At 71.3% G+C, this 14908-nt stretch carries 17 protein-coding genes; 5 read left to right on the top strand and 12 right to left on the bottom strand.

All coding sequences use genetic code 11. The features are described 5' to 3' along the window. Positions 1–17 precede the first annotated feature (17 nt). Both IG78_RS0102980 and IG78_RS0102975 read right to left on the bottom strand, forming a co-directional pair. Positions 18–833 carry a GVDTG sorting domain-containing protein gene (locus tag IG78_RS0102980; RefSeq protein ID WP_030559505.1) on the bottom strand — a complete coding sequence of 272 codons (816 nt, stop codon included), beginning with the start codon at positions 831–833 and terminating at the stop codon, positions 18–20. A gap of 57 nt (positions 834–890) precedes the next feature. Beyond that, positions 891–1220 carry a hypothetical protein gene (locus IG78_RS0102975; protein WP_030559504.1) on the bottom strand — a complete coding sequence of 110 codons (330 nt, stop codon included), beginning with the start codon at positions 1218–1220 and terminating at the stop codon, positions 891–893. A 78-nt stretch (positions 1221–1298) separates the two neighbouring features. On the opposite strand from IG78_RS0102975, the gene IG78_RS0102970 reads away from it, so the two are divergent. Further along, positions 1299–1967, top strand: a complete 669-nt coding sequence (locus IG78_RS0102970; protein WP_030559502.1) for a hypothetical protein — start codon at positions 1299–1301, stop codon at positions 1965–1967. A gap of 88 nt (positions 1968–2055) precedes the next feature. Here the strand turns inward: IG78_RS0102970 and IG78_RS0102965 are convergent, their stop codons facing one another. The 3 genes from IG78_RS0102965 to IG78_RS50010 all read right to left on the bottom strand — a co-directional run bounded on the left by IG78_RS0102965 (position 2056) and on the right by IG78_RS50010 (position 5321). Next, positions 2056–4353, bottom strand: a complete 2298-nt coding sequence (locus IG78_RS0102965) for an FdhF/YdeP family oxidoreductase (protein WP_030559501.1) — start codon at positions 4351–4353, stop codon at positions 2056–2058. Between the two features lie 36 nt (positions 4354–4389). Further along, positions 4390–5016, bottom strand: coding sequence for an SRPBCC family protein (locus IG78_RS0102960; RefSeq protein WP_030559500.1), 627 nt, complete (start codon positions 5014–5016; stop codon positions 4390–4392). 158 nt (positions 5017–5174) lie between these two features. After that, entirely contained in the window at positions 5175–5321 is a 147-nt protein-coding gene (locus tag IG78_RS50010) for a hypothetical protein (protein WP_169749668.1), read from the bottom strand. Positions 5322–5531: 210 nt separating this feature from the next. Between IG78_RS50010 and IG78_RS0102955 the strand changes: the two genes are divergently transcribed. Then, a complete protein-coding gene (locus IG78_RS0102955) occupies positions 5532–5921 on the top strand; it encodes a hypothetical protein (RefSeq protein ID WP_225882060.1) in 390 nt (129 codons plus the stop codon). Between the two features lie 18 nt (positions 5922–5939). Here the strand turns inward: IG78_RS0102955 and IG78_RS0102950 are convergent, their stop codons facing one another. The 3 genes from IG78_RS0102950 to IG78_RS45190 form a co-directional block, all read right to left on the bottom strand. Next, the gene (locus IG78_RS0102950) at positions 5940–6860 is read right to left on the bottom strand and encodes a CPBP family glutamic-type intramembrane protease (RefSeq protein ID WP_031128775.1); all 921 of its coding nucleotides are present in this window, start codon (positions 6858–6860) and stop codon (positions 5940–5942) included. Positions 6861–7026: 166 nt separating this feature from the next. Next, positions 7027–7497, bottom strand: coding sequence for an MSMEG_6728 family protein (locus IG78_RS0102945; RefSeq protein WP_030559496.1), 471 nt, complete (start codon positions 7495–7497; stop codon positions 7027–7029). 254 nt (positions 7498–7751) lie between these two features. After that, complete coding sequence (locus IG78_RS45190) at positions 7752–7925, bottom strand: CsbD family protein (RefSeq protein ID WP_078965088.1); 174 nt, start codon at positions 7923–7925, stop codon at positions 7752–7754. A gap of 198 nt (positions 7926–8123) precedes the next feature. Here IG78_RS45190 and IG78_RS0102935 point away from each other — a divergent pair, with 198 nt between their 5' ends. Together IG78_RS0102935 and IG78_RS0102930 are read left to right on the top strand one after the other, a co-directional pair. Then, on the top strand, positions 8124–9011 hold the full coding sequence (locus tag IG78_RS0102935; RefSeq protein WP_030559494.1) for a SigB/SigF/SigG family RNA polymerase sigma factor: 888 nt from the start codon (positions 8124–8126) through the stop codon (positions 9009–9011). A gap of 269 nt (positions 9012–9280) precedes the next feature. Further along, on the top strand, positions 9281–10411 hold the full coding sequence (locus IG78_RS0102930) for an FUSC family protein (RefSeq protein WP_030559493.1): 1131 nt from the start codon (positions 9281–9283) through the stop codon (positions 10409–10411). Between the two features lie 30 nt (positions 10412–10441). Here the strand turns inward: IG78_RS0102930 and IG78_RS0102925 are convergent, their stop codons facing one another. The 4 genes from IG78_RS0102925 to IG78_RS0102910 form a co-directional block, all read right to left on the bottom strand. Beyond that, a complete protein-coding gene (locus tag IG78_RS0102925; protein ID WP_030559491.1) occupies positions 10442–10687 on the bottom strand; it encodes a DUF6479 family protein in 246 nt (81 codons plus the stop codon). A 161-nt stretch (positions 10688–10848) separates the two neighbouring features. Further along, complete coding sequence (locus IG78_RS0102920) at positions 10849–11445, bottom strand: hypothetical protein (RefSeq protein ID WP_225882061.1); 597 nt, start codon at positions 11443–11445, stop codon at positions 10849–10851. Beyond that, complete coding sequence (locus tag IG78_RS0102915) at positions 11442–12878, bottom strand: sensor histidine kinase (protein ID WP_225882062.1); 1437 nt, start codon at positions 12876–12878, stop codon at positions 11442–11444. Before IG78_RS0102915 ends, IG78_RS0102920 begins: the two co-directional genes overlap by 4 nt. An 89-nt stretch (positions 12879–12967) precedes the next feature. Continuing rightward, a complete protein-coding gene (locus IG78_RS0102910; protein ID WP_030559487.1) occupies positions 12968–13666 on the bottom strand; it encodes a response regulator transcription factor in 699 nt (232 codons plus the stop codon). A 307-nt stretch (positions 13667–13973) separates the two neighbouring features. Between IG78_RS0102910 and IG78_RS0102905 the strand changes: the two genes are divergently transcribed. Continuing rightward, the gene (locus IG78_RS0102905) at positions 13974–14816 is read left to right on the top strand and encodes an SGNH/GDSL hydrolase family protein (RefSeq protein WP_030559484.1); all 843 of its coding nucleotides are present in this window, start codon (positions 13974–13976) and stop codon (positions 14814–14816) included. The last annotated feature ends 92 nt before the right edge of the window (positions 14817–14908 follow it).

The following is a 14908-nucleotide window of genomic DNA, read 5'->3' as shown; positions in this document are numbered from 1 at the left end:
TCCTGGGGTGTCGAGGTTCAGCGGGTTCGGCGTGCATCACCCTGCGCACGGCGTCGCAGCGCGAAGAGAGCCCCGGCGCCCAGCAGCGCGGCGCCCCCCGCAGCCACCATGCCCGGGGCTTCCATACCCTTGGTGGTGCCGGAACCGGTCTCGACACCGCCCACCGGCATGGACCCGACGGCTGCGCCCTTCACCATGCCGCAAGCGGCAGGCGCGGTGGCCTCCTGGGGGAGTTTCGGGTCGAGCTCGCTCTTGCCCTTGCCGAAGTCGTAGGTGCCGTTGTTGTTCGCGTCGATGCCGTGCTGGACGACGTGCAGGTCCTTGATGTGGTCGGCGACCTTCTGCGACACCGTGATGGTGCGGGAATAGGAGAGCTTGCCCGCACTGTCGGCCTTGGGCATCCGCTCCACGGCCAGGCCGCTCTTCTTCGACGTGTCGCCCCTGGTGGTCAGCGAGATGTTGATGTCACCGTAGGCGGGAAGCCCCTCGGCGGTGGTGACGATACCGTCGCCGTTCTTGTCGGCACTGTCGTCCGGGCAGTGGAAGTCGTGCCCGTCTGTGGAGCCGTGGATATGCTGCGCGTGCGGTTGTCCGGGGACCAGCCCGGAGGCTTCTATCTTCACGCTCAACCGGGTGCCGTCCACCGTCACAAAGGCGGTGCCCTGCGCTCCGGTGTCGTTCATCTGCTCGAGGTTGATCTGGTAGCTCTGCCCCTGATCCGTGGCGTGGGCGGTGTGGGAGTCGCCGGCCAGGGACGGAGAGGAAGCGGCGAGTACCACTGCCGCCGGCACGGCCACAAGCGTGGTCAGGCGCCGAGTACGGGTGACTGCCATGAGGGAACAACCCCTTCTGGGCCGCCTGGCGACGGCCAGTCGTCAGATCGAGCGCTGTCATGAGTCATTCGGAGCCGTTCCCTCAGCGGATTGGTCCCACTGGAAACACGGATGGGGCCACTGGATATGAGATGGACGCGCTTGCATGCGTACCGAGCATGTCATCGCGTCCAGAGCCCTGGCCAGGATGGACTCGGTGAACTCGACCGTGTCGAACCGCGGCCACGCGTTGACGACCTCCTGCCGGACACCGCGCTGGGGCGCGTCCTTGTACGCCTGCATCCGCTGCAGGGCGGCCGGGCCCCCGATCAGCCCGATCGTGCGCACGCTCGCGACAGCCTGCTCCTCCGTCATGCCGGCCGGTCCCGACAGCACGTCGAGGACCACCGCGCCCGCCTGCGCCAGGTTGTCGGCCTCCTCACGGGTGGCCGGGGGGGATGCCGCTGCGACGACATCGAGATCCCGGTGACGAACGCGGAGCAGGTGACGTGTCTGCGCCAGCTCCCCGAGGCGCCGAACCTTTCGCTCCCCCAGCCGTCGCTGATCCACGAGCTCTCCGCCGTCCTCGACCGGGACTCCGTGGTGTCGCTCGCGCTGGGCACGGCCGACCACCGCACATCGGAGCTTCCCGCCCTCGGCGGTCTGACCGGGCTGCGCCGCCTGCACGTACGCAATCCGACGTCCACGCTGTCCCTGAAACCACTCGCCGACAGCGGCATCCAGCAACTCGTGCTCGACTGCGTGCCAGTGGGCCTGGACCTCTCCGCGCTCCAAGCCGTTCCGCTGCTGACCACGCTGAGCCTCAGCTTCGCCGACCGTGTCGCTCTCCCGGAGGTCGCACTGCCCTCGATCACGTCCCTGCGGCTCAAGGGGGTGGCGGAAACGGCGAGGTTGCCCGACTTCGCCGCCCTCTTCCCCGGCCTCACCCGGCTGCACCTGAATCTCCACCGCAGGCCGCGCCGGGCGCCTCTCGACCTGTCCCGGGTGCGGGGCATCGAATCCGTCACCGTCCGCGTCCGGAATACGACGAAGGTCATCGGTCTCGACGAGCTCGACCCGGGGCGGGTGTCGGTCACCGTGGAGGGCCGCCGGGCGGGCGGTCTCCTCACATCGTTCCGCGACCAGCGCCCCTGACCGGACCTTGGCCTGTGCCCCGCCCGGACAGGCCGAACGTCCCGTTCGCTCGGGACGGGAGGCTACGCCGGTGCCGCAGGGCCAGTCCTCACCGCGCCCCGCGGAGCGGTTCGAGGCGGACGACGATGCCCTTCGACGTGGGCTGGTTGCTGATGTCGGCGACACTGTCCAGCGGCACCAGAACGTTCGTCTCCGGGTAGTAGGCGGCGGCCGAACCCTTGGCGGCGGGGTAGGGCACGATCACGAAGTCCTCGGCACGGCGTTCGGTGCCGTCCGCCCAGACGCTGACCAGGTCGACGTGTTCGCCCTGGGTCAGGCCGAGTTCGGTCAGGTCGGCCGGGTTGACGAGCACGACCTGGCGGCTGCCGTGGATGCCGCGGTAACGGTCGTTGTTGGTGTAAGGGATGGTGTTCCACTGGTCGTGCGAGCGCAGTGTCTGTAGCAGCAGGTGCCCCTTCGGCGCCCGGGGGACGACGCTTTCGTTGCAGGTGAACAGGGCCTTGCCGACCTTGTTGGGGAACACGCCCTCGTTGACCGGGTTGGGCAGTTGAAAGCCTCCGGGGCGGGTCACTCGTGCGTTGTAGTCGTGGAAGCCCGCCACGACGCGGGAGATGCGGTCACGGATGGTGCCGTAGTCGCCCTCGAACGTCTCCCAGGGGATGTCCGCCTTGCCGTCCAGGGTGTGGCGCGCAAGGCGGCACAGGATGGCGACTTCGCTGAGCAGCAGCGGGGAAGCCGGTTCCAGGCGGCCCTGGGAGGTGTGTACCTCGCTCATGGAGTTCTCGACGGTGACGAACTGCTCGCCGTCGGCCTGGACGTCACGCTCGGTGCGACCCAGGGTGGGCAGAATCAGCGCGGTGTCGCCGCAGACGGTGTGCGAGCGATTGAGCTTGGTGGAGATGTGAGCGGTCAGCCGGCACGAGCGCATCGCCTCCTCGGTGACCTCGCTGTCGGGAGCGGCCCGTACGAAGTTGCCGGCCAGGGCGAGGAAGACCTTGATCCGGCCCTCGCGCATCGCCTTGATCGCGTTCACCGAGTCCAGGCCGTGCGGGCGCGGCGGGTCGAAGGCGAACTCCTCCCGCAGGGCGTCAAGGAAGGTGTCCGGCATCTGCTCCCAGATGCCCATGGTGCGGTCGCCCTGGACGTTGCTGTGGCCGCGCACCGGACAGACGCCGGTACCGGCGCGCCCCAGGTTGCCGCGCAGCATCAGGAAGTTGACGATCTCGCGGATGGTGGGCACGCCGTGCTTGTGCTGGGTGATGCCCATCGCCCAGCAGACGATGACGCGTTCGCTGCGCAGGACCTCGTCGCGTACCTTCTCGATTTCCTCGCGGGTCAGTCCGGTCGCGGCGTACACGTCGTCCCAGTCGAGGGTACGGGCGTGCGCGGCGAACTCCTCGAAGCCGGACGTGTGGGTGTCGATGAAGGCGTGGTCGAGGACGGTCCCGGGCCGGACGTCCTCGGCCTCGAGCAGCAGGCGGTTGAGGGCTTGGAACAGGGCGAGGTCACCGCCGGGCTTGATGTGCAGGAAGCGGTCGGCGATCTGGGTGCCGCGTCCGATGATCCCGCTCGGTTTCTGCGGGTTCTTGAAGCGCCGCAGCCCGGCCTCAGGCAGCGGGTTGACCGCCACGATCCGGCCGCCGTTGCGCTTGGCCTCCTCCAGGGCGGAGAGCTGACGCGGGTGGTTGGTGCCGGGGTTCTGCCCGACCAGGAAGATCAGGTCGGCGTGGTGGAGGTCGTCGAGGCTGACGGTGCCCTTGCCGGTGCCCAGGGTCTCGCTCAGCGCGAAGCCGCTGGACTCGTGGCACATGTTGCTGCAGTCGGGCAGGTTGTTGGTGCCGAAGGCGCGGGCGAAGAGCTGGAGGACGAAGGCGGCCTCGTTGCTGGCGCGGCCGGAGGTGTAGAAGACGGCCTCGTCGGGAGAAGCCAGTGCCTTCAGTTCCCGTGCGAGGACGCCCAGGGCGTCGTTCCAGTTGATCGGCTCGTAGTGGTCCGAGCCGGGCCGTTTGATCATCGGCTCGGTGAGCCGCCCCTGCTGGTTGAGCCACATGTCGGAGCGGCCCGCGAGGTCGGAGACGCTGTGCTCGCGGAAGAAGCCGGCGGTGACGCGGCGTGTGGTCGCCTCGTCGTTGATGTGCTTGGCGCCGTTCTCGCAGTACTCATTGCGGTGGCGCCGGCCCGGGGCCGGGTCCGCCCACGCACAGCCGGGGCAGTCGATTCCGCCCACCTGGTTCATGGTCAGCAGGTCCACCCCGGTCTTCTTCGGGGAGGTCTGCTCCAGGGAGTACTCCAGCGCGTGCACGACCGCGGGGACCCCGGCAGCCCACTTCTTCGGCGGTGTCACGGACAGGGCGGTCTCCGGCTCCTCGCCGGACGGGTTCTGCATCGGTTCGCCTTCCTCCTTGCGGGTACGCGACGTCGCTCAGCCGACGGGCCACTGGGCCACACGGCTGCGGGGCGGTTCCGGGTGGTCGTGCTGCACGCGGCCGTTGCGGATGGTGCTGCGCCAGGCCCCGCCCTCCTGACCGAGGCCCTCGATGAACCGCTTGAAGTTCAGCAGTTCGCCGCGCACGAGGCGGGCGGTCAGCCGGGTCGCCCGGCAGGAGCGGGTGAGGACCCGCGCGGCTCCCCGCGGTTCCAGGTACATCCGGACGGTGATCGCCGTGCCCCCGGACCGCGTCGGCGTGAACTCGACCTCTCCCTGGTGGGAGGGATGCTGCCGCAGATCGCGCCAGGCCAGGTAGGCGTCGGGGTCCTGCTCCAGGATCTCGACCGCGAAACGGCGCCGCAGGGGCCCGTAGCCGATGGTCCAGGCGGTCACGGTGGGCCTGACCTGTTCGACGTCGAGCACCACGGACGAAAAGCGGGGGAAGGACTTGAACTGCGTCCACTGGTTGTACGCCGTCCGTACCGGCACCGCGACCTCGACCGTCTCCTCGACGTGCCGCTCGCGCAGCGGTCGACGGCGTGCGACGCCGTCTCCGTCGGTGGCTGTCCCCGGCGGCGTGGCCGGTACGGACTGCCCAGCGTCGTCTTCATGCGTCGCCATCGTGGTCTCTCCTCCGGGCGGAGAGCCAGGCATCCGGGGGCCCGGCCTCCGTCCGTGCGTCAGGACGTGTTTCCGGTACCCCTCTCGTGGATTTTGAGTCACCGGTACGCCCATGTGCCACACGGGCGTACCGGTGACGGCGCTGCGGCTCCGAGGTGTCAGCGGCGCCCGCGCAGTCGACCGAGGAGCGAGCGGGCCTGAGCGCGCTTGCGCGGGTCGGAGGCGGCCCGGCGCGCGGAGCCGATGGTCCGCCGGCCCTGCGGCGTACGACTGTAAGCCTTGAGGCGTGCGATGAGTCCGGCCATGATGTTCCTCCCCAGGGCCCCCGACATGGCGGTGGGCGTTGTCCGATTCGTTGTCCGACTACCCACAGCCGGTCCCCTGATGCCCCGACGACTCGGCGGCTCCACCCGGGGCTCCTCTCAGCACGCCGGGAACCGATCTCAATCCCCCGGGGACTGATCTCGGCGCCTCGTGCGGGCTAATCTCTGCGCATGCCTCTCACCGTTGATCGCTTGACCGGATACGTGGAGCGGGATCTCGACGCCGATCTGGCGCGCTGGTTCGCCGACGCGCCACGAGCCGAACTCCCGGCGTCGACCCGCCCGGTCGACCCGTTCCTCGCGAGGCTCCCGCGCGACGCGGCGACCGCGCTGGCCGGCTTCGACCGCAGGGCCCGAGCGGGTGCCCTGCCCCAGGTCCTCGACATCCACGACTGGTCGTACGCCTTCGACTTCGCGGCCAACGACTGCCGGATCCTCGACTCCGACTACGAGACGGAGCTGTCCGACGACGACGTGTGGTCCCTCGGAGCCGACGGGGGAGGCAACTACTACGTCGTGCTCACCAATGGTCGCGTAGCGGTGTGGTTCCACGAGGAAGAAGCCATCGAGGCCGGGACGTAGTACGACAGCCTCGGGTCCTCACGGCCCGGACCCGTCCGGGCCGTCTCCGCGCCGCCGCTCCACCCGCCGCCACACCGCGAACCCGGCCGCCGCGACCAGCACGTACACCGGTACGAGAAGCTCCACCCCGGGTGACGACAGCTCGGCGTACCAGCCCGCGTCGCGTCGGTCGCCCTCGAACACGACCCGGTTGACGGTCAGGAAGGTCAGGTGGGCGCCGATCGCGGCGCACAGCGGCGCGCGCCGGGTCGCTGTGCGGGCCGCGAGGAGCATCACGCCGAACACCGTGAGCAGAATCAGGTAGCCGACCGGATCCTGCCCGCCGGGGGCCACCCCCACAGGCCCGGCTGCACGGCCGAAGAGGTGTGCCACCCCCGCGCCCACCACCGTCGAGACGCCGGGTGTGATCAGGAACAGGGCGGTCGTGCCGAGTGCGGCGCCGAGGCCGCCGAACCTGTCGCGCAGGGACGTCCACGCGTAACCCCGCAGCGTCGTCTCCTCGGGCAGCGCCTCCAGGAGCAACGCGACCACCCCGTTCGTCACGACGTACCCAGTGAGTGCGAACAGGTCGGGGCGCGTCCAGCGCAGCATCCCGGCGGCCGTCCCCGCGCCGAGGACGAGTACCGCGGCCGCCAGGGTCACCCCCGCCCCGACGAGCAGAGCCCGTGCGTTCGCCCCCGCGCCAGCGAAACCGATGTCCTTCAGCGAGCCGCCCCGTCGGCGCAACGCGTACCCGACCAGTGGCACTGCCACCGCACTGACCAGCAGGGCGGGGACCATCCGGGCCGCGAACCCGGTCAGCCCGAGCGCATCGGCGACCACCGGCCCGAGCTCGGTCCCCGCGCCCAACGCCGCGCCCATGAGGAGCGCGCCGCCCAGCGCGCGCCCGAGGGCGCCGGGGCGTGTGGGCACGGCGGCACGGGATGCGAGCCCGGTCATGCGTCTCTCCTCGCTCGACGGCGTACGTCACGTGATCACTCACCATCCTCGGCGCCCGGGCGCACCTGCGGGTCGTAGCGTCGAATGAGATGCCGGTACATCGTTCGACGCAGCGGTGACGTGGCTCCTGGGGGAGGGGTGGCGTGGCGAAGGCGTGGGCCGTGGGCTATGAAGGGGCACGGTCCGAGGTCGGCCAGACGTAGGGCAAGTCGTCGGGGACGTTCGGGAAGAGGGGGGCGTAGACCTCCGGTGCCTTGCGTACCAGTGCTGACTGGTGGCTGCGGTGGAAGGCGGGGTCGCCCAGCCAGGGAGGCAGTTCGCCGTCGGCGGCGAGTTGCTCCTGGGCGCGGACCGCGGTGCCGGGGCGGTGCCGGGTGAAGTCGGTGACCAAGGTGGCGGCGCAGGTGTCGGTGCGTCCCTCCGCCACCCACACCGCGCACACGTCGAGCCCGTAGCGGACCAGGGCCTCCTCGTAGCCGGTCCACATGCGTACCGCGGGGTGGTGCCGCCACCCGTAGCCCGGCACCGTCAGGCCGCGCAGCACCTGAAGGGCCTCGACCCGCTGCTTGCCCAGACGGGCCCGGTCGAGGACCGTGGCGGAGCGCGTGAAGTCTGCGTACGGGAGGAAGGTCTGCACGCGCCATGCCTACCGCGGCGGGCCACCTCCCACCCGTATCCGTTCGTTTGCGTCCGGGCAAAGGGCCACCGCGGGCGGTGACCCACAGGCCGTACATGCCGGGGTGGTGGCCGTCGGCCTGCCGGATGCCGCACTAGGACTACGACACAGGCCGGTGGGGCGCCCCCTCAAAGAGGGGGCGCCCCACCGGCCTGTGTGTCGCTGTGTCCGGCGCTCCGGCGCTCCGGCGCTCCGGCGCTGCGGCGCTGCGGTGCTCAGTGCTTGCCGATGTCCTTCGTCTTCTCCTTGGCCTGGCGTGCGTCGCCCTTCATCTGCTGGGCGCGGCCCTTGGCGGTGAGACGCTCGTTGCCCACGGCGCGTCCGGCGGCCTGGGCGGCGGCACCGGTGGTCTGCTCGAACTTCGCCTTGGCCTTCTCGTTGGCGGTCATGTCCGCTCACGCTCCCTCGGCATCGACATCAGGTGCTGACGGTACGCCTGGCCGCTCAGCCGTCCCGTAAACGTGGCACATCCCGTGGGCGACGGGGCGTGCGGGACACCGGAAGAAGACACGCATGTGCGGCTGCTTCCCGGGTAAGCGGCGCGCTACGGGGGTGAAGACAGGCTCGATTCGAAGGGGCGGACATAGATGATCACCGTGAAGGCGCGGGAGCAGGCCCACACCCGTCAGGCCGGACAGGCCCAGGCCGGTCAGGCCGGAGAAGATCTCGTCGAACGCGCGTACACGGACCCCTCCTCCATCGCACCCAAGGACGCGCGAGAGGTCGGCAAGCGGTTCTTCGACCGCCTCGCCGGGCTGGAGGAGGGCACGCACGAGTACCAGTACGTGCGCAACTGCCTGATCGAGATGAACCTCTCCCTCGTGCAGTACGCGGCCTCCCGGTTCAGGCACAGGGGCCCGCAGGAGATGGAGGACATCGTGCAGGTCGGCACCATCGGCCTGATCAAGGCGATCGACCGGTTCGAACTCACCCGCGAGGTCGAGTTCACCTCCTTCGCCGTCCCGTACATCACCGGTGAGATCAAGCGGTTCTTCCGTGACACCTCCTGGGCCGTGCACGTGCCGCGCCGCCTTCAGGAAGCACGCATCGAACTGTCCAAGGCCACCGAGGAACTGCGCACCCGCCTCGGCCGGCTGCCGTCCACGGCGGAGCTCGCGGAGCTGATGCAACTGGAGCCGTCGGAGGTCACGGAGGCACAGAAGGCGTCCAACGGCTACAACGCCGTCTCCCTGGACGCCGCGGTCAGCAGCGCCGACGACGAGTCCGACACGATGCTCGCCGACTTCATCGGCATCGACGAGCACTCCTTCGAACTCGTCGAGAACTTCCACTCCCTCGCCCCGCTGATCGCCGGACTCGACGAGCGCGACCGCACCCTCATCCACCTCCGCTTCGTCGAGGAGCGGACCCAGCAGCAGATAGCGGACGCGCTCGGCTGCTCGCAGATGCACGTCTCCCGGCTGCTCTCCCGCGTGGTGGGCAAGCTCCGCGCGGGCCTGCTGACGACCGAGTAGCCCGGACGATCGAGCAGTCCGGACGATCGAGCAGTCCAGACGATCGAGCAGTCCAGACGACCGAGTAGCCCTGACGGCCGATCAGTCCTGGTGACCGAGCAGGCCCCGGCGCCGCGCGCCGCCCCGCCGCCCGTCCAACCCTGATTCCTCCCTGTTTCGCCTTGTTCGTTGTGGTTACGTGTGCTGTTCCAGTCCCTGACTCGCGGGACCGTGAACAGAAGGAGAAGTCGGAGCGCGTGGTGGATCGGGTGCGGAGGGTCTTGGCGTGGGTGGCGCGCGCGTACGGTGCGCCGGGGCGCGAGCGCGACACGGCCCTGCTGATCGCGAAGTGTGTGCTGGCGGCGACGCTGTCCTGGTGGATCGCGCATGCCTTGCTGAACGCGACGTCACCGGCGTTCGCACCGTTCTCCGCGGTGCTGACCATGAACGTCACGATCTACCGGTCCGTGTTGCAGACCCTGCGCTACACCGCCGCGGTCATCGTCGGCGTGGCGGTGCAGGCCGCGATCGGGTTCACGGCAGGGCCCGACCTGTTCGCGTTCGCGGTGGTCGCCGCCATCGCGCTGACGCTGGGCCAGTGGCAGGCGCTGGGGGAGCAGCGCTCCCAGGTCGCCACCGCGGCGTTCTTCGCGTTCTCCACCTATGCGACGACCACCACGAACACCGACAGGGCCCTCCATCTCGGGCAGATCATTCTCCTCGTACTCATCGGCTGCGGCGTCGGCCTGATCGTCAACCTGTGCATCGCGCCCCCGCTGCGCTACCGCAGCGCCGAGCAGGGCCTGCGCGCCCTCGCCGCCGAGATGGAGTCCCTCCTCGACGACATGGCCGACGGCCTGAGCAGCGGAGACGTCGACAGCGAGCGCGCCGGGCAGTGGCGTACGGCGGGGGAGCGCGCGCAGCGCGCGGTCGGGCAGGCCCGCGCCGGGCTGAGCACCGCGGAGAGCAGCCTGCCCTTCAACCCGCGGCGGCTGCTGCCCGCGCACCGCGGCTATCTGACCTTCGACCGCTATCGCAACGCCCTGAACGCCCTGGAGCGAGCGGTGTACCAGTTGGGCTCGCTCACCCGCAGCCTCGACCAGTGGCGGGAGACGGAGGAGACCTACACCTACGCCCCCCTCCTGGAGGCGTCCGCCGACTTCGCCCGCCGACTGCGCGACATCGCCCACGTCGTCGCCGAACTCGACAGCGACACCCTGGCCGAGCAGGCCGAGGAGATGCGCAGGCGGGCCGCCTTCGCTCAGGAGGCGCTGCAGACGGTTCTGAACGCGGTCGGGGAGTACGAGCTGCCGCTGGCCGACGCCTCCCGCCCGTACGGAGTCCTCGTCGTCGAGGCCACCCGCCTGATGGAGGAGTTCCAGCACACCTGCGACGTACTCAGGGACACCGCCGACGACTGAGGCGTCCGGCCCCGTACCGCGTCAGGACCGTCAGGGGCGGGGGTTGCCCTGGTCGGGGTCGTCGTCGGGGGTCTGCCAGGTGGTGCCGCGCTGGGCCTCGCCACCGGCCGGGTCGCCGCCGTGGGCGGGCGTGCTGCTGCGGGTGCGCTGAGCGGCGCGGCGCCGACCGGCGACGAACATGGCGAGGAGGCCGGCGACCACGACGACGCCGACCAGGACGAGGGCCAGCGAGGCGCCGCCCGAGGCGGCCAGGACGATATGGCTGTGAGTCTGCATGTCCGGTCGTGTACCCCGTCTTCGGCGGATTCTGCAGGTCCGTGAGGGTGATACCGGCCGGTGCACGCGGACGCCTCGGCCCCCGTCCCGCCGCGCTGGAGTCGGCAGGACCGGTCGAGCGCACCCGGCGGCCCCCGCCACCCGTGACCCGTCACTCTGCTTCAGCCCGCGGGTACGGCGTTGCCGTTGCGGTTGCACCGGATCGTCCAGGGCCTCTCGGAACGGATGTTGTTCTCGTGGATGCGGATGTCGACCTCGGTCGCGGCCCTGCCGCCGGGGACCCGGGCGTGCGCGGCGGTGCAGGCGATCTGGCTGACGGCGGTGACATCGAGTTCGCCGGTGTTGACCGCCACCGGCACGGACACGTCCACGGCCCCCTCGGACACGGCGGCGGTCAGCTCCCCGCCCATCGGCGGCACCTGGCTGACCAGGCCCCGCTCGCGTTCGGCCCGGGTGGGGCCCTTCAGGAGCAGCTCGAGGGCCCGCTGCGGGCCGAGCGCTTCGTCCGCCGGGCGGGAGACGGCACGGATGCCGTACGGACCGGCGAAGTAGAGGCGTACGTAATGCCGGTCGGTGCCGGGCTTCTGGACGCCGGAGGCGGGGGCACCCGCCCGCACAGGACCCGACGGCGAGATCCCGCAACCGGTGACGGCGCCGAGCAGCAGCACGCACACGGCGAGAACGGCGAGAAGGGAGCGGACGGCGGGAACGGCAGGACCGGCGTGCGGGGAGCGGCGCATACGGGTGCGGTACGTCATCGCCGCTCCTGCGGGGTGGCGGCGCGGGGCAGCGCGAGGGTGAACACCGCGCCGCCGCCGGGCGTGTCAGCCGCGGACAGGGTGCCCCCGTGCAGCAGCGCGTTCTCGTGGGCGATGGCCAGGCCGAGGCCGCTGCCCTGGGAGCGGGTGCGGGCCTCCTCGGCCTTGAAGAACCGTTCGAAGACGTGGGGGAGCACGTCCTCGGGGATGCCGGGACCGTGATCGGTGACGGTGACGACCGCCAGGCCGTCCTCGGCGCGGGCGGCGACGGTGACGGGCGGGCGGCCGTGCCGCAGGGCGTTGCCGATGAGGTTGGCCAGGACGACGTCGACGCGGCGCGGATCGGCGCGCACCGGAACCGGCTCCGGCAGATCGGCGACGACCCGCTCGTCGTCGGCCCAGCCGCGCAGGTGCAGCGTCTTGGTCACCAGGGTGCGCAGATCCGTCTCCACCACGTCCAGGGGAGCCGCTTTGGCGTCGAAGCGGGAGACCTCCATCAGATCCTCGACCAGGCGGGCGAGGGAGCGGGTCTCCTCGCTGATCAGCCGCACGGCGTCGGCGGTGTCGGCGGGCAGCACCCCCGACGCGGCGTCCTCGTCGAGGACTTCGGTCACGGCGGCCATCGCCGCGAGCGGCGTACGCAGCTCATGGGCGACGTCGGCGGCGAACCGGCGCGCACCCGCCTCCATCCGGCGCAGCTCGGCGTCGTCCTTCTCCAAGGTCGCGGCCATGGCGTTGAACGAACGCGTCAGGTCCGCGAGTTCGTCACGCCCCTCGGCGTCCAGGCGGGTGCCGAGTTCTCCACCGGCGATGGACTCGGCGCCGCTGCGCAGCCTGCGTACGGGACGCAGCACGCTGCGGGCCGCGAACAGGGCGGGGACGACGGCGAGCGCGAGCGCGGGCACGGCGCCCGCCTGCGCCGCGGTGACCAGCGCGTCGATGTCGGCCGCGTCGTCGTCGAGGGGAAAGGAGGTGTACACGGTGAGGCCGGAGAGTTCGCCCCTGTCACCGGCCCGCCCGCCGTCGTCGGCGTAGGCGACGGGCATGCCGACGACCAGCCAGGGGCGGCCGCCGCGCTCGATCCGCTCGTACGCCGCGCCGTGCCGGTGCCGCACGGCCGCGCGGAGCGAGGAGGGTACGGGCGGCGGCTCCGGCGCGGCCGACACCGGCTCGCCGTCGCGGTAGGCAGCGGTGGCGTGCCACCCCCGGGAGCCGCCCGCCCGGTCGAGCTGTACGGTGAGCGCCCGCAGGTCCTCGGCGCGCGGCGGGAAGGACAGCTCCGGGGCGAGCGAGTCGAGCTGGGCCCGCAGGTCGGCGACGGCCGTGCTCTCGGTCCGCTCCAGGATCGCCGCGCGGCCCCGGTGGTAGGTGAGGCCCGCGGTGAGCAGCGCACCGAAGGCGGCGGCGAGCAGGAAGGCGACGACGAGCCGCACCCGCAGCCCCCGCGGCAGGCGGAAGCCTCGGGGGAGCCGGAACCGGCGGGGGAGCCGCCGCCTCGGGGGCGGCCGGAACCCGGGAGCCATCACAGGGGTCCGAAGCGGTAGCCGAAGCCCCGCACGGTCTGCACGTACACCGGCTTGCGCGGATCGTCCTCGATCTTGGCCCGCAGTCGCATCACGCAGGCGTCGACGAGGCGGACATCGCCGTAGAAGGAGTGCTCCCAGACCTGCTCCAGGAGCTGCTGACGGCTGTAGACCTGGTGCGGTGTCGCCGTCATGAAGAGCAGCAGCTTGAGTTCGGAGGGGGCCAGGGGCAGTTCCGTGCCGTGCCGGGACACCACCAGGGACGTGCGGTCCACGGTGAGGTCGCCGTGCTGTTCCGTGCCCGTCGCCGCGGGAGCCGAGGGGCCGCCCTGGGCGGGGGCGACCCGGCGCAGGACCGCCTTGATCCGGGCGTCGATGAGCTGGCCGCTCGCCGGTTTGATGATATAGTCGTCGGCGCCCGCCTCCAGGCCCACGACCATGTCGATCTCGTCGCCGCGCGCGGACAGGATGATGATCGGGACCTGTTTGCTCTCCCGGATCCTGCGGCACACCTCCAGGCCGCTCATCCGCGGCAGCATCAGATCGAGCAGCACCAGGTCGGGCCGGTACCGCTCCAGGGCGAGGAGCCCGCTCTCGCCGCTGGCCGCGACCTCCACCTCGTGCCCCCTGCGCCGGAGCGCGAGGGTCACACCTCGTTGGACCGCGGGGTCGTCTTCGACGAGCAGAACTCGTGCCATGGGTGGTGCGCTCATCTCCTGCGGGCTGCGGGCTGCGGGCTGCGGGCTGCGGGCTGCGGGCTGTGGGGCTATGGGGCTGGGGGGCTATGGGGCTGGGGGGTGGCCGAGGGGCGGCGAGGCCTTCGTCGACCAGGGTGGGGGAAGCGTATGACGCCCGGTTCCGCATTTCATGAGGAAACGATGACGGCCCGCCGCTCCGGGCGCCGGATGACCGTACGGCTCGCTCCCTGTGGCCGTGCTGCCCCCGCTGGATGAGGAAACGATGACGGCCCGCCCGCCCGCCGGGGGCACGGGGTGAGCTTGAGTCATGAACAGCGACACCACCCTCACGACCCGGCGCCGCCTCCCCACCCGTGGCAGCGGGCGCGCCGCTGCCGCCGCCCTCGCCGCCGCGACGGCCCTGCTCGCCCTCGCGGCCTGCTCGTCCTCGGCCGACGGCGCCTCCGACGAGCGCACCTCCGCCGCGGACCCTGACGAGCAGACGTCCGACACCACCGGGAAGCACACCAAGCCGCAGCGGCTCCTGTGGATGGGCGACTCGATCGCGGAGGTCGAGGCCCCCGCGCTCGGCGCGGCGATGAAGTCCGCCGGTGTGGAGTTCGGCTCGATGGCCGCCGCGGGCGGCGGCGGGGTCGTCGGCAAGGAACTCGCGGCGGGCACCTGGAAGGACCTCCCGAAGAAGCTGAAGTCCTTCCGCCCCGACGTCGTGGCCTACCAGATCACCACCTACGACTGGGGCACCCCCGACGAACAGCGCGCCGCCTACGCGCGCCTCGCCAAGACCGTCGAGGACGCGGGCGCCGAACTCCTCATCGTCTCCGCGCCCCCCTTCAAGCTGGACGACTTCTACAAGAAGCACGAAGCCGAGATCAAGACCGCGCCCCGGTCCGCGGCGAAGGTCGCGGCCGAGCGCCCGGACACCGTCCACCACCTCGACGCCACCGCCCTGTGGGGCGCCGCGAGCACCGCGGCCAAGGCACAGCGCAGCAAGGACGGCATCCACTCCTGCCAGCAGGGCTCGGCCTCCTTCGCCAAGTGGTTCGGCGAGCAACTGGGCAAGCGGTACGGGTTCGAGCCCGCGCCCGTGGACAAGTGGGCCACCGGTGCGTGGACCGGCGACAAGGCGTACAGCCGACTCGGCTGCGCGTAGCCGCGTAGCCGCGTAGCCGCGTAGCCGCGTAGCCGTGGTGGCGGGGCGACGGGGCGGGGGCGGACCACCGCCGCCCCCGCCCCTCCCGTACA

The sequence above is a fragment of the Streptomyces aureocirculatus genome, assembly GCF_000720475.1.
Lineage (GTDB): Bacteria > Actinomycetota > Actinomycetes > Streptomycetales > Streptomycetaceae > Streptomyces > Streptomyces aureocirculatus.
This window is presented reverse-complemented; position numbering and strand designations above follow the sequence as displayed.